Raw genomic sequence first — 20036 nt, 5'->3', positions numbered from 1 at the left:
ATGAGTAAGCAATTAAGGTAAAGTGTTACAGTCTAAAAAAAAATATTTCCGATTTTATGTTTTTCATTGTCAGGAGTCAGGAGTCAGGAGTCAGGAGTCAGGAGTCAGGAGTCAGGAGTTGTCCGTCCCTGATATAGGTTGACCAAAAATATGTCAATTTATGAACATAAGCCTAAGAAAGATTAATAAACCTCGTGTTTACTCAGAATCTTCCACACGAAGATTAGTATTAGATTTTGAGCCTAGTAAATTTAGTATTGTTGAGTTAATTCGTCTACATAATGTTTCTGAAAAAAGAATTTATCGATAGGTTTGTACATTTTCTACAATGCCTAAATAACTTCTCGTTGTACTTTTTACTTTTCATTTAGTAGTTTCAAAGAAGCAAAATTTCAAAGCTTAAATTGTAAATAGTATAACCTGCAAACTTTTTACTTTTCACTTTTCACCTTAATTGTCCATTCAAAATTAAATGTAGAAACTTCAATACCATCTTGATTAGTTCCTATCGATTTCATCCATATCGTTTGCCCTTCGCCCGTTTCGATTGTTTTTTTAATAGCATCTTCCACCAAATGTCCATCAGTACATGTAAAGGTAATTCTACCTGTAGCTTTTTTGGTATACGTTGCATTATTACTTGCTACCAGCATTGATATCTTTTTACCACTGTTTCTTATATACCCTATTACCAATGCTCCAGTAGTTAACTCTGCCGCCATTCCTTGCACCGCCCAAAACATAGACTTAAAAGGGTTTTTATTTATCCATCGATGTTTTACACTAACAATACAGCTTGTTCTATCTATATTTTTAACCCTTACTCCACATAGCCACGCAGAGGGTAACTTAAATAGTAAGAATGCATTAAGTTTTCTAGGAGTAATATCCATGAGTTTTATTTTTAGTTCTCACAATATAGGCAAAAGAAATAGTCAAGAAAAGGGTTATAAATCTTAAATTTATGTTAAAATATGGTACTATGTTTTGCATAATACCTTTTTTTAACCATATATTTGCATAAGAAACTATTATATACTTTTACAATGTCAATCAAAAATCACAACAATATCGCAACATTTATGCATCTGGGAGTATTTTCTAAATACTTTATTCCTTTCGGAAATTACATAGTTCCTATATTATTATGGTCTACCAATAAGGACAAATCAGATTTTATAGATGATCACGGTAAAGAAGCAATCAATTTTCAATTAAGTATTCTATTATATACTGTAATACTAGGAATATTTTCTTTTCCGTTTTTTATCTTTCATGTCTTTGGAGATGCAACAATTACAGATTTGTTTCATTTTAATGATTTTTCTATCAACTTTTCTGACGCAGGAGGGTTTAGAACTCTTATAGGAGCTTCATTTATAGGAATTATAGCATTAATCGGGTTTTTTCTGGAAATAATTTTTGTTATTACGGCTGCTTTAAAAGCAAACAAAGGCGAAAGTTACAGATACCCATTATCTATACGATTTATAAAATAATCATCAATCATCAATCAAAAAATGAACAGTTTAACTTTTAAAAATTAGTTTTATGAAGATCGAAAACACAAAAGCGCAAATGCGCAAAGGTGTTCTGGAATATTGCATACTTTCTATCCTTAAGGACGATGATGCCTATGTAGCTGAAATTTTAGAAACCCTTAAAGACGCAAAGATGCTTGTGGTAGAAGGCACGATATATCCCCTATTAACTAGACTCAAAAACGCTGGATTATTGAGTTATCGCTGGGAAGAATCTACATCTGGGCCACCACGAAAATATTATGGACTCACAGAAACAGGAAAATTGTTTCTTAACGAATTAAATACCACTTGGGACGAATTACGAAATGCTGTAAATCTGGTAACCAAACAAAAAAAGAAGTAAGATGAATAAGACAGTTAATATAAATTTAGCAGGCATATTTTTTCATATAGACGAAAACGCTTATCTAAAACTGCAACGCTATCTCAGTGCCATAAAACGCTCATTTACCGATTCACAAGGGAGAGATGAGATTATATCTGATATAGAAGCCAGAATAGCAGAATTGTTCAGTGAAAAAATAAAGGATGAACGACAGGTTATCGGTAACAAAGAAGTAGAAGAAGTAATTGCTGTAATGGGGCAACCAGAAGATTATAGATTAGATGAAGAAATCTTCGAGGATGAACCAAACACATCATATCAGAAAACTAAAACATCAAGACAGTTATTTAGAGATACTACAAGCTCTTATGTTGGAGGAGTAAGCTCTGGCTTAAGTCACTATCTAGGGATTGAACCAATTTGGATTAGATTAGCCTGGGTATTGTTTACCATTTTTTCTAGTGGTGCATTTATTCTGATCTATATCGCTTTTTGGATTTTTGTACCAGAAGCAAAAACAACAGCTGATTTTTTGGCTATGAAAGGTGAAGCTGTTAATATCAGTAACATCGAAAAGAAAATTAAAGAAGGATTTGATGATGTAGCAGATACTGTAAAAAATGTAGATTATCAAAAATATAGTAGCAAGGTAAAAAGTAGTTCTACAACTTTTTTTGAAGCTTTAGGCGATGTATTACTATTCTTTTTAAAGATTTTCGTGAAATTTATTGGTGTGATCCTCATCATAGTGGCCGGTGTTACACTTATTAGTCTATTTATTGGTCTGTTTACGATAGGAACATTTGGATTTATGGATGCTCCATGGGTCGAATATATTGAAGTAGGTAGCCACCCCGAAGTTCCATTATGGTTAGTATCATTAGTAACATTTTTTGCTGTAGGAATACCTTTTTTCTTTTTATTTATTCTTGGATTAAAAATTCTGATAAAAAACCTAAAATCTATTGGAACACCTGCCAAACTAGGCTTATTAGGTGTATGGATATTTTCTCTTATCGGGTTAGGAATTCTTGGAATTAGACAAGCTACACTCGAAGCATATGACGCAGAAGTAATCATGGAAGAAAAAGCACTTCCTATCACTAGTAGCGATACGTTAACCATAAAAATGGAAGGAAATAATAGGTACGCCAAACACCTCCATCATAGAAATAATTACAAAATCAAAAGAGATGATGAAGGTAATCGAGTAATCGTTATCCAAGATATAGAAATATACCTAAAAGCTTCAAAAAGAGATTCGAAAGTGCGAATTACCATAGAAAAAAAAGCAGAAGGAAGATCATATGAAGAAGCCTCAAAAAGAGCCGAAGAACTCAAATATGGATACGAAATAAATGGCAATACACTCTTATTAGATGGATATGCAATTACCGATTATGCCAACAAATATAGAGATCAGGAGATAAAAGTAATCCTAACATTACCAGAAGGAATTACAGTATTTGCGAATGATAACACCTCTGGATTTAATAATTCATGGAAATATGATAATTATATTGCTATCGATGGTAAAGAAGGAGAATATATCAAATTAGTTGATGGGAAATTCGAATGTAAAGAATGCCCAGAAGATGAGAACGATTGGGAATATAACGAATGGAATGAAGATGATGATAGCGTAAACATAAATATAAACTCTGATGACAATGACTTTAAACTAAAAATAGGAGAAGACGGAGTAGAATTAAATAATGAACCTGTAAAAGTAAAAATAGACGAGAACGGAATAGAAATAAAAACCGAAAACTAAATCAAGCTGCTTCTGGCAGAATAATCAAAAAACGAACAGTTAAACATATCAAAACAAACAATCATGACTACACTAGCTAAAATCATTATCACCTTTTGCTTATCAGCTTTATGCTGCTCTTGTAATGTTGTCTTTAATGGTGTTAAAGGCCAGGGAGAAGTAATTAGAAAAGAAAGAACCATTAACCAGGATTTTGATGCAATTAAAGCAAGTAAAGGCTTAGATGTTATCCTAGTAAACAATTCTGATCAAAAAGTAATTGTAGAAGCTAATAAAAACTTGCACGAACATATCGAAGTGTATGTAGAAGGTAATACCCTATATGTTACTTCTGATCAAAACATATATTATGCCGACGAAAAAAATGTATTTGTGTCTTATGACAAAATCAATAAGGTTTATGTTAATAGCGGTGCTAGTATTTCTTCTGAAGAAGCCGTAGTTCAAAAAAATCTTGATCTTAGTGCGACTAGTGGTGCTGATATTAAGTTAAGAGTAAAAGCAGAAACAATAACCACTTCTGTTACTAGTGGAGCTATGATGGATCTTACCGGAAAAGTAAACAACCACAAAGCAAATGCTACCAGTGGCGCAGACATTCGTGCAGAAGATTTGTTAAGTTTAGTATCTGAAGCAAGAGCAACAAGCGGCGCTTCTATCAAAATCCATGCGAAAAATGAGTTTACAGGAAAAGCTACAAGTGGCGCAGATGTTGTATATTACGGAAAACCAGAGAAAGTATCTGAAACAGATAACTCTGGCGGAAATGTTAGAGGTCATTAAGAAGCTAACAACCCAATCAATTTAATCAACCAAAATTAAGCTGTCTGAATAAGCAACCACTAACCAACCTATGCTTTTTCAGGCAGTTTTTATTGATCCCTATCTACTTAAATCATTAATCTTATCTGCAACAGTACCGCGTTCTCCTAACCTGATAATCATTAGTATTATTTTAGCAATCCACCCTGGGTTTGTTATAATATCTGCTTTTTTTACTACTTTAAGATCCCGATCTTCAATAAGCATAGTGATCTGATTTTTTGGTGTACTTGCAACTTCTTTAGCAAATTTCCATGCTCCATCTCTAGCTAGTTGCATGCTGAAATCTATTAAGAAATCATCTACTTTACGGGTTAATTTCAGAATCTTCTTTAATGTTGGCCAAATTTCTGCCAAATCACTGGCTACATCATTGACCAGCAATGATAAGATATCATTAATTTTATCAAAATCATCCTTAAGATCATCAATATTTTTACCTTCAGAAACTTTGGCAGCTGCAATACCCAAATCGAGATTAATATGCGCATTCATTCCTACAAGTAAATGTTGCAACACAATTGGCCAATACGTTGTAGACAATTCCTCTCTTCTCCAAAAAAAATAATCTCTTTAAGGTAACGTTTTGTATCTTATTAGGGTTCATTGTTAGACCGATTTTTAATTGATGCCTTCAAAGCTCGAGCGCAATTCTGGTTGGAATGTAAAAAGCCTTTGATATACCAGTATCAAAGGCTTGTGATAATCTCATTGATGAATCCTTTATGGATATCTCGTTCAGAATATTTTCTTGATTACAATATACATTCTCTTTGGGCATTTTTATTCATTTAAATCAAAAAGAATGGCAAAAAGAAATTTAAAAATGGATATCATTAATCCTAATGCAGCTGGAATTGATATTGGAAGTCGCTCACATTTTGTAGCAATTAATCAAGAACACTCTGATGTAAAAGAGTTTGGAGTTTATGCTCAGGACATCAAAGAATTACTCAAGTGGTTACTTGAAAATGATGTAAAAACTGTAGCTATGGAATCTACAGGTTCGTATTGGCAAAATTTATATACAGAATTACAGAATTCATCTATTGAGGTGATTCTAACAAATGGAAAATTCACCAAAAATATCAAAGGAAAAAAAACAGATGTTTTGGATTGTATGTGGATTCAAAGACTACATACTTTAGGGCTTTTAAGTGGCAGTTTTTTACCTGATTTAGAAACAGAACACCTAAGAACTTTGGTTAGACACCGCGGTAATTTAATTCAGACTACTTCAAAAGCATCCAAAAGAATGGCTCAAAACATGAGACTAATGAATTTAAGATTAGACATTGTGGTAAAGGACATTGTTGGTTTAACAGGTTTACGAATTATTAATAAAATTTGTAATGGAGAAACAAGTGGAAAAGAACTTGCTAAATTAAGACATGGGAATTGTAAAAAATCAGAAGAAGAAATTGCTAAAGCTTTACAAAGTAATAATCGTCAAGATTACTTATTTGTTTTAAAACAAGAGTTACAAAAATACCAAGACACTCAAAAATTAATAATAGAATGTGATATTGAAATAAAAAATATTTTAGAGCAATTTGTGAATCAAAATGAAATAAAAAAATCACTTTATATTGATAAGAAAGTACATAAAAGAATAAATAAAAACACGCCTAAAAACATAGATTTAAACCTTATTTCATATCAATATTTTGATGGTGTAGATTTATATGCCATAGAAGGATTTAGTCATGGGACTGTCCTTACATTAATGAGTGAACTTGGTGAAAAAGGAATACTAAAATTCCAAAATGCACAACATTTTACATCTTGGTTAAGACTAGCTCCCAACAATAAAATCTCTGGCGGACGTATTCTTAGCAGTAGAACTCCCAAAGGCAGTAATAGACTTAAAATAGCACTAAGACAAGCTGCAAATGCAATTGGAAATTTAAAAGACACTCATCTTTCAAACTTCTTCAATAGAATAGCATACAGAAAAGGTAGAGCCGTTGCTGTTTCTGCTACCGCAAGAAAAATAGCTACAATACTTTGGAATATGCTATACAAGAATATACAATATACTCCTCCAACAATTTATGAGTATCTTGATCAAAAAAGAAAGAGAAAAGTTCTGGAACTTCAAAAGCAAATAGCTAATTTAGACGCTAGAATGAGTAAAATACAACCCGTTTAAAAGCTAGTGAAATCAATGGATGTAGAAAACGTTACTCAGAATTCAAATGCTTTTTCCCAGGATGCGGTTACTTTTTTGTGATCCATATATTCAAAATAAGCATCCAAATACCTCTTGGCAAATATTACATCGAGTCTTTCCATTCGTGGTCCATCATCAAAAAAATTATTTTCTATGCCTTCTTTAACTTTGATTGTTACCTTTTTATATAAAGTAGCAAAATACCCCAAAGGATTATTATTTGTCTTTGATTGAGTTATGATATCTTCTAAAGTAGCAATAACATCATCTATAGTATGGATTGGTTTCAAGGTTATGGTTTGGTTTTAGGTTTTAAAATACTCTTTCTATCGTTCTATTTTATAAATATCGGTTTTCTTTACCTAAATTATGATCTTGCTTATAGCTAAATAATCCTTTTTTCAGTTTTATAGTGTAACTCTTATTAAAATTATGAGTCTGTTTATAATTTGTAACAAGTTTTATTTAGGGCTATACTTAAAGTCAAAAAAAACTGTTTATTACTATATAAATTTCACACAAATATGAGAACATCACTGTTATTATTGACTCTTTTGGTATTAGGGAACACCTACGGACAAAAAGAAAAAATTAAAGGTAATAAGATTGTTAGCACAGAACAACTTGATGTTGAAGACTTTCATACCATAGAAATTCATGAAGGTTTCGAAGTTACATTAGACGAAGGTAGTGATAACCAAGTAAAGATCGAAGCAGATAGCAATCTGCAAGAGGTGATACAGGTAGAAGTTGTAGATAGTGTTTTAACAATTAAGTCTGATCGAGATATGCGACGTGCAAAAGCATTAAACCTTGATATTTCTTATGCATCAGAATTAAGGAAAATTATACTATATGATAAGGTAAATGTAAAATCATTGTCTCCTATTAATACGAATAAATTAGTCGTAAATGCTAATGACAATGCTGAAGTATTTCTTACAGCCGATGTCAATCAAATAGATTGTATCACTAATGGAAAATCTATAGTCGAACTACACGTTACTGCTAAGGAAGTTACGTATCAAATTAATGAAAACTCAGAGGTAAAAGGAATAATCAATACAGACAGTCTTAACGTAGATTTATATCAAAAAGGATATGCTAAACTTGAAGGAGAAGTAAAAACAATGTTAGTGCGAGCCGATAGCGATACTGATTTTTATGGCGAAAAATTAAGCAGTAACAAAACTTCTTTAATTGCAGAAGGGACTAGTGATTGCTATATTCTCACCAAAGAAGAAATTAATATTGAAGCCAAGGATAAGACTGAAATATATTTACTTGGCGAACCCAAAGTTACTATTGACACTTTTGCCAATGAAGCTATTTTGTATAAGAAAAATATAGACTACGTTCCTAGTAGGTTTAAGCTAAACTAAAAAGAACATCTCACCAAGTGAGATGTTCTTTTTGATATTATTATTTTTCAGCTTAAGCTGAAACTTCATTACTTGTCTCTACAGTTGCCAGATATCGTTCTGCATCCAGAGCTGCCATACATCCTGTTCCTGCAGCAGTAACAGCTTGTCTATACTCTTTATCCTGAACATCTCCTGAAGCAAATACTCCCGGGATATTTGTCTTAGTAGACTTACCTTCGGTAATTAAATATCCTGTATCGTCCATATCCAACTGTCCTTTAAAGATATCGGTATTTGGTTTATGACCAATAGCTATAAACAAGCCGGTAATCTCGATATCTTCTTTATCTCCGGTTTGGTTATTTACCATTCGTAATCCATCTACTACCTGATCTCCTAATACCTCATCAACTTCGGTATTATACATTACTTTAATATTTGGCGTATTATTTACTCGATGCTGCATTGCTTTAGAAGCTCTCATATGATCTTTACGAACCAACATGGTAACATTATTACATATGTTAGCCAGATAGGTAGCTTCTTCTGCTGCAGTATCTCCTGCTCCTACAATTGCCACATCTTGTCCTTTGTAAAAGAATCCATCACAAACTGCACAGGCAGAAACTCCACCACCACGTAATTTTTGTTCACTAGGTAATCCCAGGTATTTTGCTGTAGCTCCAGTAGAAATAATCACTGTTTCTGCTTCAATCTGGGTAGTGTTATCTACAGTCACTTTATGGATTCCTCCTTCTGTAGTATTAAAATCAACAGCAGTTACCATTCCGATACGTACTTCTGTACCAAAACGTTCTGCTTGTTGTTGTAATTGAACCATCATTGTTGGTCCATCGATACCTTCTGGGTATCCAGGAAAATTATCTACTTCTGTAGTAGTCGTTAACTGCCCTCCTGGTTCCATACCAGTATACATAATGGGTTTAAGATCTGCTCTTGCCGCATATATAGCTGCAGTATATCCTGCAGGACCCGAACCTATAATAAGACACTTTATTCTTTCTATTGTATCAGACATATTCTCTACGTTTTATAGATGTAAAAGTAGCAATTTGATCATAAACCTTACAGTAAAGTTATTAAGAATTATTATCAACCTATAAATACTAGTTATCAGTATTTTTAAAGAATTATAAAACGGTATACTCCCCTTATACAATAATAAAAACGCCTAGATAAAATATCTGGCGTTTTTTTTAAACATTGGTCTAATCTATTTTAGCTTAACTTTCGATACATACCGTTAGACACTTATGTAAATTTTGTTTTTTACCTTATAAAAATTTGGAAAGCTTAATTGTTTTCCCGCACATGTCACTGGTTATTTTGAAGATAACATCTCCTTTTTTACCTTTTTCTGCCCAACGTACTTCTTTACTGGTATTACAGGTAATGCTCGTTTTTGATCCTTTATTAAGAGAAACAAATCCGCTACCCGTATAAATTGTTACTTTTTCTTTTGTATCATTTACTAGCGAAAAACTACTTGCAGCTACAGATACTGTGTTTTTTGTATTAATAGTTGTATCTAGATTGGTAAATGAAGTTAAACTTATTAGACTTATTAACAGTACTACTGTTTTCATATTATTTTTGTTTTTAATTATTATTATTTTACTCAGCAATAGCTGTCATAATCAAACTGATATTGCTTGATATTTTATATGTTTTAAAAATATTAAGACCGAAACTCCAATTTCTAAATTACAATAAAAACGCCAAGAAAATTGCTCTTGACGTTTTTAAGGGTAATCAAATCAATATTAATTTACATTTACGGTTGTGCCACAGCTTTGATTTGCGCTACTAACTAAGGTTCCGTTGCTTGCAGACGAGTTTCCGCTAAAACTATAGTATAAACCTTTCTTACAGCTAAAAGTTCCTCTCCCGTTTGCAGAAACTCGTGATCCATTACTAGAGCCTTCTGCATAAATATAAATATCCTTTCCAGTAGTATTGTTAATAGTCACTTCGCTTTCAAGGCTGCTTTGTCTAGCATCTGCATTTCTTTCTTTAATACGCTTATACTCTGCAGAATTATACCAATCATCTCTTTGTTTATTAATAGCTCCTATTATAAATTTTCTAATCTGATCTATATTTTCAATAAGTGCTTCATTTTTAGGAGTCTGTATCCATTTTGCATATACTTCTTGTTGTTTATTATATGCATTATCCAAATATTCTTGAAGCATCTTATGTGGCTGCATTGCCTTCATTTTTTTAGGAGATTTCATTACCTCTTTCATTTTTTTAAAGCCTCCCATTTTTTTAGCTTGATACTCTAATACAGCCTTGAGTTCGTAATTATCTTTATCCACCCAATCTTCAATCATAAAGATTTTCCCATCCATAAAAACTATCCGATTTCCATCAGACAGTCTATTAATTCTAGGAGAATATCCTATTTCTTTTTGCATTTTTGGGCTTCCTTCATAAACTTTTTCAACATAGGTAATCGGAAATGCTTCATTATCTGGTAAAAACATGGTTTCTTTATGATCATCAGGACGATCAGGATCTTCTCCAAATAACATATAAACCTCCTTATGAGCACCAGGTTGAACTGTATAATCTTTAAAATTGGTGATTTTATATAGCAATACATCTAAACCTCCTTCATAATCACCACTATTACTTTGCTGCGTTAAATACGCTGTATAATTTCCTAGCTGTATAGCTTCTAGTTGTTGGGTTTGATGTTTTATTTCTCCCTGTGCTTTTAGGTTATGACTAAAAAACAGTATGCATACTAATGCTAATAATATGATATTTTTCATTTTATTTTTCTTTAAAGTAATTATTGTATTCAAAATTATAAGGTAACATAGCAACACTATCCCAAATCATAGAACTTAGGATAGTGTTTGACTTATCTTTTTTTAGTGATTATTAGAAATCACAATTTTACGAATACGGCTACTTCCATTATCGGTTACATAAAAAACTCCTGAACCTGCAGAAGCAATACCATAAGCCGAATTGAATGTTGCTGATGGTCCATTACCATCTGCAGAGCCTGTAGCTCCGTTACCTGCAATAGTAGTAACTACTTTAGCTGGCGTAATTTTACGAACTCTACGATTACCAAAATCTGTCACATACAAATTATCATTGGCATCTACAGTAATATCTCTAGGATAGCTAAATCTTGCAGACGTACCTGTATTATCAAGAAAACCTACGGTACCATCTCCTACAATAGTAGCTACTACTCCAGCCGGAGTAATCCTACGAATACGATGATTAGAGTTATCACATACGTATATATCTCCGTTACTGTTTACTGTTAATCCAGATGGGTGATTAAACCTTGCACTAAGACCTGTACCATCAGCAAAACCTACAGTTCCTCCTGCAAGTGTGGTTACCACTCCCGCTGAAGTCACTTTACGAATACGATGATTACCATAATCAGAAACATAGACATTTCCTGAAGCATCGACTGCTATTCCTCTAGGAGTACTAAATCTTGCTGCAGTACCTGTACCATTTGCTGATCCAGATACTCCAGAACCTGCAAGTGTGGTTACTACTCTTGCAGGAGTAATTTTACGAATACGATTATTATTAGAATCTGCTATATAAAGATTATCATTTGCATCTATGGCAATATCATATGGATAATTAAATTTTGCTGCAGTACCTGTACCATCGGTATATCCTGGAGAACCTCCTGCAAAAGTTGTAACTACTCCTACTGGGGTAACTTTACGAATACTATGATTAGTTCCGTCTGCAATAAAGAGATTACCATGGCTATCTACTGTACATCCTGAAGGAAGTGCAAATCTTGCTGCAGTACCCGTAGCATCTACATATCCAGAAGAGTTCCCAGCAAAAGTACTTACAGTTATAGTACTTGTTTCTACTACATCCGTAACATTAATCGTAATCTGTGCAGATGCAGTAAGTGCACCATCATTTACAGTAACTGTTACTATATGACTGCTAAGAACTTCATAATCTAAAAACCCTGATTTTAGTTTGATTTCATTACCTGTAATTTCAAATTCGGCTAAAGCTCCTGTTGAGTTAGCAAGAGTATACGTAAGCGTATCTCCATCAGGATCTGTAGCAACTACGGTTCCTATTACAACACTTGATGTTGAGTTTTCTGCTACACTAAACGTTTGATCTGCAATAACAGGTGGCATGTTTTCATCTACATCGATCACTTTGATAGTAATTTTTGCAGAAGCTTTGGCTTTACCATCGGTTACTTCTACAGTGATTTCATGAGAAGCTTTGGTTTCAAAATCTAGTGTTTTTCCTTCTACAAGGCTTAGTGCTCCCGTTTTGGTGATCTCGAATAGGTTATCACTGTTTGCTGTGATACTAAAACTTAACTCATCTTTATCTGCATCGGTAGCTTTTACAGTACCAAATATATCTGCATCGGCTACAGATTCTGATACATTAAAAGATTGTGCCTCAATTTTTGGAGCATTGTTCGTTGGTTCAGCAATTGTTGTTGTATCATCATCTTTGCTACAATTGGTAAACATTAAAACAGCACTAATTGCAAATGGGATTAAAGTTTTTGATATTTTTTTCATTTTGTTTATTGTTTAAATTTTGGATATATCATTGTTCTTTTAAACATCAACTCCACCCTAGATCTTAAAATCTAGGGTGGAGTTGCATTAATAATTTTAAGGGTAAGTATATGTCGCAACAACTTTACGAATACGATTATTTCCTTGATCCATAGCATAAAAAACCCCAGAACCAGCTGAAGTAATACCAACAAGCGAATAAAATGTTGCAGTTGTACCATTACCATTTGCAGAACCTGTAGATCCAGTACCTGCAATAGTAGTTACTGCTCCACTGGTTGTAACTTCACGAACTCGACGATTACCAAAATCTGCTACATAGAGCTTATTATTTGCATCTATAGTAATATCCCGAGGAGAACTAAACATTGCTGCAGTACCTGTACCATCTGCAAAACCAGAAGTACCATTACCTGCAAGAGTAGTTACTGTCCCTGTAGGAGTAACTTTACGAATACGATTATTACCACTATCACTTACATATATATCTCCGTTATTGGCTACCACTATTCCTGATGGGAGATGAAACTTTGCTCCAAAACCTGTACCATCTGCATATCCTTGATTACCTCCTGCAAGAGTAGTAACTACCCTTGCCGGAGTAATTTTGCGAATACGATTATTACCATAGTCAGAAACATAAAGATTTCCAGAAGTATCAATTGCAATTCCTCTGGGTAAGTAAAATTGTGCCGATGTACCTGTACCATTTGCAGAACCAGGAGAATCTCCTGCAAATGTAGTTACTACTCCTGCCGGAGTAATTTTACGAATACGGTTATTATTATAATCCACTACATAAAGATTATCACTTGCGTCTATTGCAACACCATATGGATAATTAAATTTTGCATTACTACCTGTACCATCTGCATATCCCTGAGAACCTCCTGCAAAAGTTGTGACTACGCCCGCTGGAGTAATCTTACGAATACGATTATTCGTTGCATCCGTAATAAAGAGGTTACCATGGCTGTCTACAGCTCCTCTTGAAGGAAGACCAAATCTTGCTGCGGTACCTATACCATCTGCATATCCAGGAGAGCCTCCTGCAAAAGTGCTTACCGTTACGGTTAATGTTTCTGGTACGTCTGTAACATTAATTCGTACCCCATGTTGTAGAGCAGTAAGATCACCATCGGTTGCCTGTACCGTTACGGTATGACTGGTTTGAGTTTCATAATCCAAGGATTTTCCTGCGGTCAGGCTTATTTCTCCTGCACTATTGATTTCAAAAAGACCTCCTGGATTGTTATTAAGCGTATAAATTAAAGTGTCTCCATCTGGATCTGTAGCAGTAACAGTAGCAATCATAACCGTATCATCAATATCTTCTGCCTTACTAAAGGTATAATTACGATCTGGGAATCTTGGTATTTCATTTAGATCGTTTATATTAATTTGTACATCAGCCTTTGCCAATAGGTTATTATCAGAAACGACTACTTTCATTGTATAACTCGAATGTGTCTCATAATCAATATTACTCCCAGCAACTATGCTTATTTCACCAGTATCTGATATTTGAAATGCACTTGTGGAAGGATTTACAAATTCAATACTAAACAAAAGCGTATCGCCATCGGGGTCAGATGCTACAACAGTACCTATTACGGTTGATGAAGCACTATTTTCATCTATATTAAAACTTTGTGCAGCAATAACAGGAGGCATATTTTCATCTTCATCGATAACAGTAATGGTAACTTTTGCAGCTGCTTTGGCTTTACCATCGGTTACCTCAACAGTAATCTCATGAGTCGTTTTGGTTTCAAAATCTAATGTTTTTCCTGCTACAAGGCTTAATGCTCCTGTTTTGGTGATCTCGAATAGATTATCACTATTTACTGTAATGCTATAACTTAACTCATCTTTATCTGCATCGGTAGCTTTTACAGTACCAAATATATCTGCATCTGCTGCTGTTTCTGATACGTTAAAAGATTGTGCTGCGATTTCTGGAGCTTTATTGGCTGGTGGAGAAGTTGTTGCATCATCATCTTTACTACAATTTGTAAAGATTAATACAACGCCAATAACAAACAATAGTAAAGTTTTGGATAAATTTTTCATTTTGTTTATAGTTTAAACTTTGGGTATATCATTGTTTTTATGAATCATCAACCCCATTTCAGGTCCTAAAACCTGAGATAGGGATTGAATTCGTATATTTTTTGATTTATTGAATAATGATCTTACGGATACGGTTATTACGTTCATCGGCTACATATACGTTTCCTGATGCATCTACTGCTACTCCAGAAGGGTGTCTAAATTTAGCAACTGTACCGATCCCGTCGGCAAAACCACTAATGGAGCCGGCTATAGTGGATACAACTCCAGCAGAAGTAACCTTACGAATACGCTGGTTTAATCTATCTGCTACATATACATTACCCGAAGCATCTACAGCTACCCCTGTAGGATTAAGAAATCTAGCTGATGTACCAGGACCATCAACAAAACCAGCAAGAGCTCTACCCGCCAAAGTAGTAACCACGGCAGCAGGTGTAATTTTACGAATACGGTGATTCTGATTATCGGCTACATATAGGTTTCCATTGGTATCTACAGTTATTCCCGAAGGATTATCAAATCTAGCCCCAGTACCTGTAGCATCAGCAAATCCCTCTTGAGACCCTGCAAAAGTAGATACCGCTCCCGCAGGAGTAATTTTACGAATACGGTGATTCTGATTATCTGCAACATAAATATTTCCCGAGCCATCTACTGTCACTCCTTGAGGGTGATTAAATCGTGCTCCTGTACCTGTAGCATCTAGGTAACCTTGAATACCTCCTGCCACAGTAGTTACTACTTTTGCAGGGGTAATTTTACGAATACGGTGATTGTTTCGATCCGCAACATATACATTTCCTGCTGCGTCTACAGCTACTCCAAAAGGGAAATTAAATCGAGCTGTAGTAGCATTACCATCTGCAAAACCCGGGGTACCAGATCCAGCATAAGTACTAATCACTCCTGACGGGGTAATTTTACGAATAACATGATTAGAAAAATCTGCTACATATACATTTCCTGAGCCATCTACAGCCACTCCTGTAGGATCATCATATAAATTAGCAAAACCTGTACCTATTGATGTTACACTTACGTCTATAACATCAGTTACATTAATGATAATATCTTGCGTGGCACTTGCATTACCCGCAGTAGCTTTTACTTTTACAGTATGTGTGGTATCTGTTTCATAATCTAAAAATTTCCCTGTAGCCAAGCTTATCTCTCCCGAACTATTAATCTCAAAAAAACTACCAGGGTTTACCTGAAGAAAATACGTTAGTGCAGCATTTTCAGGATCCGTAGCCGTTACCGTAGCAATGATCACTGTATCATCAATATCTTCTGGTTGACTAAAAGTATAATTCCGATCCGGGAATGTTGGAGCTTCATTTACATCTGTAACAGTAATAGTAATCTGAGCAGATGCTGTAAGTGTACCATCGTCTACAGTAACTGTTGCGGTATGACTTGTTAGCGTTTCATAATCGAAAAATCCTGATTTTAGTTTGATTTCATTACCAGCCATCTCAAATTCGGCTACAGCACCGGCAGGATTAGCTATAGTATACGTAAGGTTATCATTATTAGGATCGGTAGCAATTACAGTTGCCAGAACAGCGTTTAATGCTGGGTTTTCTGATACGGCAAAACTTTGATCTGCAATAACAGGTGGCATATTTTCATCTACATCCACTACCGCGATAGTTATCTTTGCTGCCGCTTTGGCTTTACCATCGGTTACTTCTACAGTAATCTCATGAGTCGTTTTGGTTTCAAAATCAAGTGTCTTACCTGCCACCAGGCTTAGTGCTCCTGTTTTAGTAATTTCGAATAGATCATCACTGTTTGCAGTAATGCTATAACTTAATGCATCTTTGTCTGCATCGGTAGCTTTTACAGTACCAAATACATCTGCATCTGCTGCCGATTCTGATACGTTAAAAGACTGTGCCGTAATTTCTGGTGCTTTATTAACCAGAGGGGTCGTTGCATCATCATCTTTACTACATGATAGTGCCAATATTGCTACAAAAAGCAACAGTAGTTTTATTGTTTTCATACTCTGTTTTTAATTATTTGAAAAAGGTTCTATTTTACGAACACTATGATTTGATTCATCTGTTACATAAAAAACTCCGGATGCATTTACTGTAATCCCTGCGGGTTGTCTGAATCGCGCTGTTGCTCCGGTACCATTTACAAAACCAAAATCATTCGATCCAGCAAGAATACTTACAACACCAGTAGATGTAATCTTACGGATACAGTGATTACTTCTATCGGTTACATATAGATTTCCTGAATTATCAATAGTTATACCTTCTGGAGTATTAAATCTCGCTTGCGTACCTGTGCCGTCTGCAAAACCTTGATTAGTTCCTGCAAACGTAGTAACTACACCTACCGGAGTGATTTTACGAATACGGTGATTAAAACCATCTGTTACATATACGTTATCATTATTATCTACTGCAACATCATGTGGAGCTTTAAACATGGCTGCGGTACCTGTGCCATCTGCAAAGCCGCTAGAGCTTCCTGCAAGGGTAGTCACTACACCAGCGGGAGTAATTTTACGAATACGATTATTTCCATAGTCTGCTACATAAATATTACCATTACTATCTACATCTAATCCATAAGGTTCATTAAACTGTGCAGCTGTACCCGTGCCATCTGCAGAACCTACAACACCAGAACCTGCGAGTGTAGTCACCACACCTGCTGGAGTAATTTTACGAATGCGATGATTTATATAATCTCCTACATATATATTATCATTTGCATCTATAGCAATACCATATGGAGCATGAAACTTTGCAGCAGTACCCGTGCCATCTGCGTATCCAAAAGTACTTCCTGCAAAAGTGCTCACTACCCCTGCCGGAGTAATTTTGCGAATAACATTATTGTTTCGGTCTGCTACATAGATATTACCATTACTATCAACATCTACTCCTATTGGAGTTGAAAACTGCGCTGATGTACCCGTACCATTTGTAAAACCATGAGTTCCGTTACCTGCTAGAGTACGAACCCTAAATGCTTCATCTCCCGATTCTAAAACATCGGTTATTTTAATATATATTCTAGCCGAACTTTCTCCTCCATTTCCATCAGAAACTGTTATCGTAATTGCATAGTTAGTCCTTGATTCGTAATCCAAAACTTTATTAGGAGCAAGACTTAGTATCCCATCTCCTGCAACATCAAATAGGTTATCATCATTATCTTTAATTCTATAGGTTAATGTATCTCCTTCTGGATCTGTTGCTGTTACGACATCAATAACAGAATTTGTAACATCTTCGGCTACTGTAAATGTTTGATCATCAATTACTGGTGATTGATTTTCGTTTACATCTGTCACGGTAATTGTTATTTTTGCAGATGCTTTGGCTTTACCATCAGTTACTTCTACAGTGATTTCATGTGTAGTTTTAGTTTCAAAATCTAATGTTTTTCCTGCTACCAAACTTAGTGCTCCTGCTTTTGTGATCTCGAATAGATCATCACTGTTTGCGGTAATACTATAACTTAATGCATCTTTGTCTGTATCGGTTGCTTTTACGGTACCAAATACATCTGTATCTGTCGCTGATTCTGATACGGTAAAGGATTGCGCCTTGATCTCTGGCGCTTTATTAACTGGTGGTGTAGCATCATCATCTTTACTACAAGATAGTGCTAGTATTACTATACCTAGCAAAAGTAATTTAATTGTTTTCATAGTACAGTTTCTCATTATTATGGGTTACTTTTTTTGATGTTTGTTTTCGATGTATACTTGAGCGTGTTAGAAAAGGAAGGGATTCCTTCTAATAGTTTTTTAAGAATATTTTGTTTCTAGATAGTTACCAATTACTAAAACAGTGATATAACTATGTTTTGGTTTAGAAAAATGCAATACATTCTGATATGAATATTTAAATAGGTGTAGTTGTTTTACCATATTTCATTTTTTGAATTACTAATCATTGGCAAGAATACAGACAACTACGCAGAAGCAAACAAATGAGTTTGTGAAACGCTATTTGAGTTTGTGAATGGAAATAATCTATTGTAAAATAAGGTAATCTATTGATAGTATGAAGTATACCCTTATATATAAGTGAAGTAGTAATTTACATTTTTTAGAAAGTCAATTCTTCTTTGTTAAACTGAGCCTGTCGAAGTTTAATACTATTATTATTTAATTAGTCTTCGATAGGCTCAGACAGACATCTAGCCTTAAATTTATTTATAGACCTTCTATACGATCATAATGATTAATCTCTAGCTCATTGTTTGATCTGTTTCTTCTGTAGTATTTCTTTTTCGGTGGGCAATAATTTGCTGGTATCGTTCTGCCAGTGTCGCTAATTCTCTTTGCAATACATCATATATATTGTTTTCATCGAGTTCTATATAGGCTTTTATCCTGCTTACCAATTCGGTATATACGGTAATGGCTTCGGGTTTGATTGTGGTAAACGACGTTTTATTGTGTTTACTCTCTTCTTCTATACGATCACCATATAATGCTCTAAATTTTTGATTGGTTACCTTAAGATGATCTGCCCAATACTGTAGTTCTACTTTTTGCAAAGCTGTTTTTAAAGTATGCTCTGTTTCGAGATCACTAATAAGATTATGAATAGCTGCACTTTCTGATTCATAATTCATACGGGCAATACTTCCCCCATAACTATCAATACGATCTAATAATAACTGGGCTGCGGCTTTTACTTCAGCATCTTTGTGATAGGTGTTCATCAAAAAACCATATCGAAGGCCAGTTACGGCTTCATCACGATGACGGTCAAGCTCATCTAGTTCTTTGGTAAATTCCTTTTCGCGTTCATAGATTAAAGCGTCATCTAATCGAGCTACTATTTTCCTTAAAGGGTCAACCTTTGTCTGGATATGAAGTGCTACCGGATCATTTTTTTCGCAAATATCTACTGTATTGCGTAAAAACTCTATTAATTCTTCTTTGTGAAGAAAAACAAGATTACTGGATGTTAACATAATTTTGGTTTAGATTTTAAGATATTATAAGTAACAAAAATCTTTGCTAAATATTTCACAAAACAAACCACAAATAACTAATTAACAACACATTAACATTTACACGCACTTCAGCAGATTCATGCATAGACCATAGCGATTTCCTACGCCCTGCAGCGAATCCATATGTAAATCATAGCGATCCCCTGCACCCTGCAGCGAATCCATATGTAAATCATAGCGATCCCCTACACCCTGCAGCGAATCCATGTGTAAATCATAGCGATCCCCTGCACCCTACAGCGACCCCATGTGCATACCATAACGATCTCCTGCACCCTGCAGCGAATCCATGTGTAAACCATAGTGATCTCCTGCACCCTGCAGCGAATCCATGTACATACCGTAGCGATCTCCTGCACCCAGCAGCAACCCCATGT

At 34.7% G+C, this 20036-nt stretch carries 17 protein-coding genes; 6 read left to right on the top strand and 11 right to left on the bottom strand.

Annotated elements, in window-relative coordinates:
- Positions 1 to 431: 431 nt before the first annotated feature.
- The gene (locus tag ATE84_RS11690; RefSeq protein ID WP_101448127.1) at positions 432 to 893 is read right to left on the bottom strand and encodes a DUF4442 domain-containing protein; all 462 of its coding nucleotides are present in this window, start codon (positions 891 to 893) and stop codon (positions 432 to 434) included.
- Between the two features lie 153 nt (positions 894 to 1046).
- On the opposite strand from ATE84_RS11690, the gene ATE84_RS11685 reads away from it, so the two are divergent.
- The 4 genes from ATE84_RS11685 (at position 1047) to ATE84_RS11670 (ending at position 4426) form a co-directional block, all read left to right on the top strand.
- On the top strand, positions 1047 to 1499 hold the full coding sequence (locus tag ATE84_RS11685; RefSeq protein WP_101448126.1) for a DUF4870 domain-containing protein: 453 nt from the start codon (positions 1047 to 1049) through the stop codon (positions 1497 to 1499).
- A gap of 52 nt (positions 1500 to 1551) precedes the next feature.
- Entirely contained in the window at positions 1552 to 1887 is a 336-nt protein-coding gene (locus tag ATE84_RS11680; RefSeq protein WP_024770274.1) for a PadR family transcriptional regulator, read from the top strand.
- 1 nt (position 1888) lies between these two features.
- Positions 1889 to 3643 carry a PspC domain-containing protein gene (locus tag ATE84_RS11675; protein WP_101448125.1) on the top strand — a complete coding sequence of 585 codons (1755 nt, stop codon included), beginning with the start codon at positions 1889 to 1891 and terminating at the stop codon, positions 3641 to 3643.
- A 63-nt stretch (positions 3644 to 3706) separates the two neighbouring features.
- On the top strand, positions 3707 to 4426 hold the full coding sequence (locus ATE84_RS11670; protein WP_101448124.1) for a head GIN domain-containing protein: 720 nt from the start codon (positions 3707 to 3709) through the stop codon (positions 4424 to 4426).
- A gap of 99 nt (positions 4427 to 4525) precedes the next feature.
- Here ATE84_RS11670 and ATE84_RS11665 read toward each other — a convergent pair whose 3' ends face one another.
- Positions 4526 to 5008: a DUF5995 family protein gene (locus tag ATE84_RS11665; protein ID WP_143273614.1), complete on the bottom strand. Its 483-nt coding sequence runs from the start codon at positions 5006 to 5008 to the stop codon at positions 4526 to 4528.
- A gap of 262 nt (positions 5009 to 5270) precedes the next feature.
- Between ATE84_RS11665 and ATE84_RS11660 the strand changes: the two genes are divergently transcribed.
- The gene (locus ATE84_RS11660; protein ID WP_101446048.1) at positions 5271 to 6617 is read left to right on the top strand and encodes an IS110 family transposase; all 1347 of its coding nucleotides are present in this window, start codon (positions 5271 to 5273) and stop codon (positions 6615 to 6617) included.
- Positions 6618 to 6652: 35 nt separating this feature from the next.
- Here the strand turns inward: ATE84_RS11660 and ATE84_RS11655 are convergent, their stop codons facing one another.
- Complete coding sequence (locus ATE84_RS11655) at positions 6653 to 6928, bottom strand: DUF5995 family protein (RefSeq protein WP_101448122.1); 276 nt, start codon at positions 6926 to 6928, stop codon at positions 6653 to 6655.
- A gap of 234 nt (positions 6929 to 7162) precedes the next feature.
- On the opposite strand from ATE84_RS11655, the gene ATE84_RS11650 reads away from it, so the two are divergent.
- Positions 7163 to 8020 carry a GIN domain-containing protein gene (locus ATE84_RS11650; RefSeq protein ID WP_101448121.1) on the top strand — a complete coding sequence of 286 codons (858 nt, stop codon included), beginning with the start codon at positions 7163 to 7165 and terminating at the stop codon, positions 8018 to 8020.
- A gap of 52 nt (positions 8021 to 8072) precedes the next feature.
- Here ATE84_RS11650 and trxB read toward each other — a convergent pair whose 3' ends face one another.
- The 8 genes from trxB to ATE84_RS11610 form a co-directional block, all read right to left on the bottom strand.
- On the bottom strand, positions 8073 to 9041 hold the full coding sequence (gene trxB / locus ATE84_RS11645) for a thioredoxin-disulfide reductase (RefSeq protein WP_101448120.1): 969 nt from the start codon (positions 9039 to 9041) through the stop codon (positions 8073 to 8075).
- Between the two features lie 256 nt (positions 9042 to 9297).
- Positions 9298 to 9609 (bottom strand): hypothetical protein, encoded by a 312-nt coding sequence (locus tag ATE84_RS11640; protein WP_101448119.1) that lies wholly within the window; start codon positions 9607 to 9609, stop codon positions 9298 to 9300.
- A gap of 177 nt (positions 9610 to 9786) precedes the next feature.
- Positions 9787 to 10803 (bottom strand): hypothetical protein, encoded by a 1017-nt coding sequence (locus ATE84_RS11635; RefSeq protein WP_101448118.1) that lies wholly within the window; start codon positions 10801 to 10803, stop codon positions 9787 to 9789.
- Positions 10804 to 10905: 102 nt separating this feature from the next.
- A complete protein-coding gene (locus ATE84_RS11630) occupies positions 10906 to 12582 on the bottom strand; it encodes a cadherin domain-containing protein (RefSeq protein ID WP_101448117.1) in 1677 nt (558 codons plus the stop codon).
- A gap of 96 nt (positions 12583 to 12678) precedes the next feature.
- Positions 12679 to 14655: an NHL repeat-containing protein gene (locus ATE84_RS11625; protein ID WP_101448116.1), complete on the bottom strand. Its 1977-nt coding sequence runs from the start codon at positions 14653 to 14655 to the stop codon at positions 12679 to 12681.
- 106 nt (positions 14656 to 14761) lie between these two features.
- Positions 14762 to 16666 carry a cadherin domain-containing protein gene (locus ATE84_RS11620; RefSeq protein ID WP_101448115.1) on the bottom strand — a complete coding sequence of 635 codons (1905 nt, stop codon included), beginning with the start codon at positions 16664 to 16666 and terminating at the stop codon, positions 14762 to 14764.
- Positions 16667 to 16675: 9 nt separating this feature from the next.
- Entirely contained in the window at positions 16676 to 18337 is a 1662-nt protein-coding gene (locus ATE84_RS11615) for a cadherin domain-containing protein (protein WP_158237235.1), read from the bottom strand.
- A gap of 545 nt (positions 18338 to 18882) precedes the next feature.
- On the bottom strand, positions 18883 to 19617 hold the full coding sequence (locus ATE84_RS11610; RefSeq protein ID WP_101448113.1) for a DUF6261 family protein: 735 nt from the start codon (positions 19615 to 19617) through the stop codon (positions 18883 to 18885).
- Positions 19618 to 20036: the final 419 nt, after the last annotated feature.

The sequence above is a fragment of the Aquimarina sp. MAR_2010_214 genome, assembly GCF_002846555.1.
Taxonomy (GTDB): Bacteria; Bacteroidota; Bacteroidia; order Flavobacteriales; family Flavobacteriaceae; genus Aquimarina.
The sequence above is the reverse complement of the archived record's forward strand: the minus strand, read 5'-3'. Positions and strand labels throughout refer to the sequence as shown.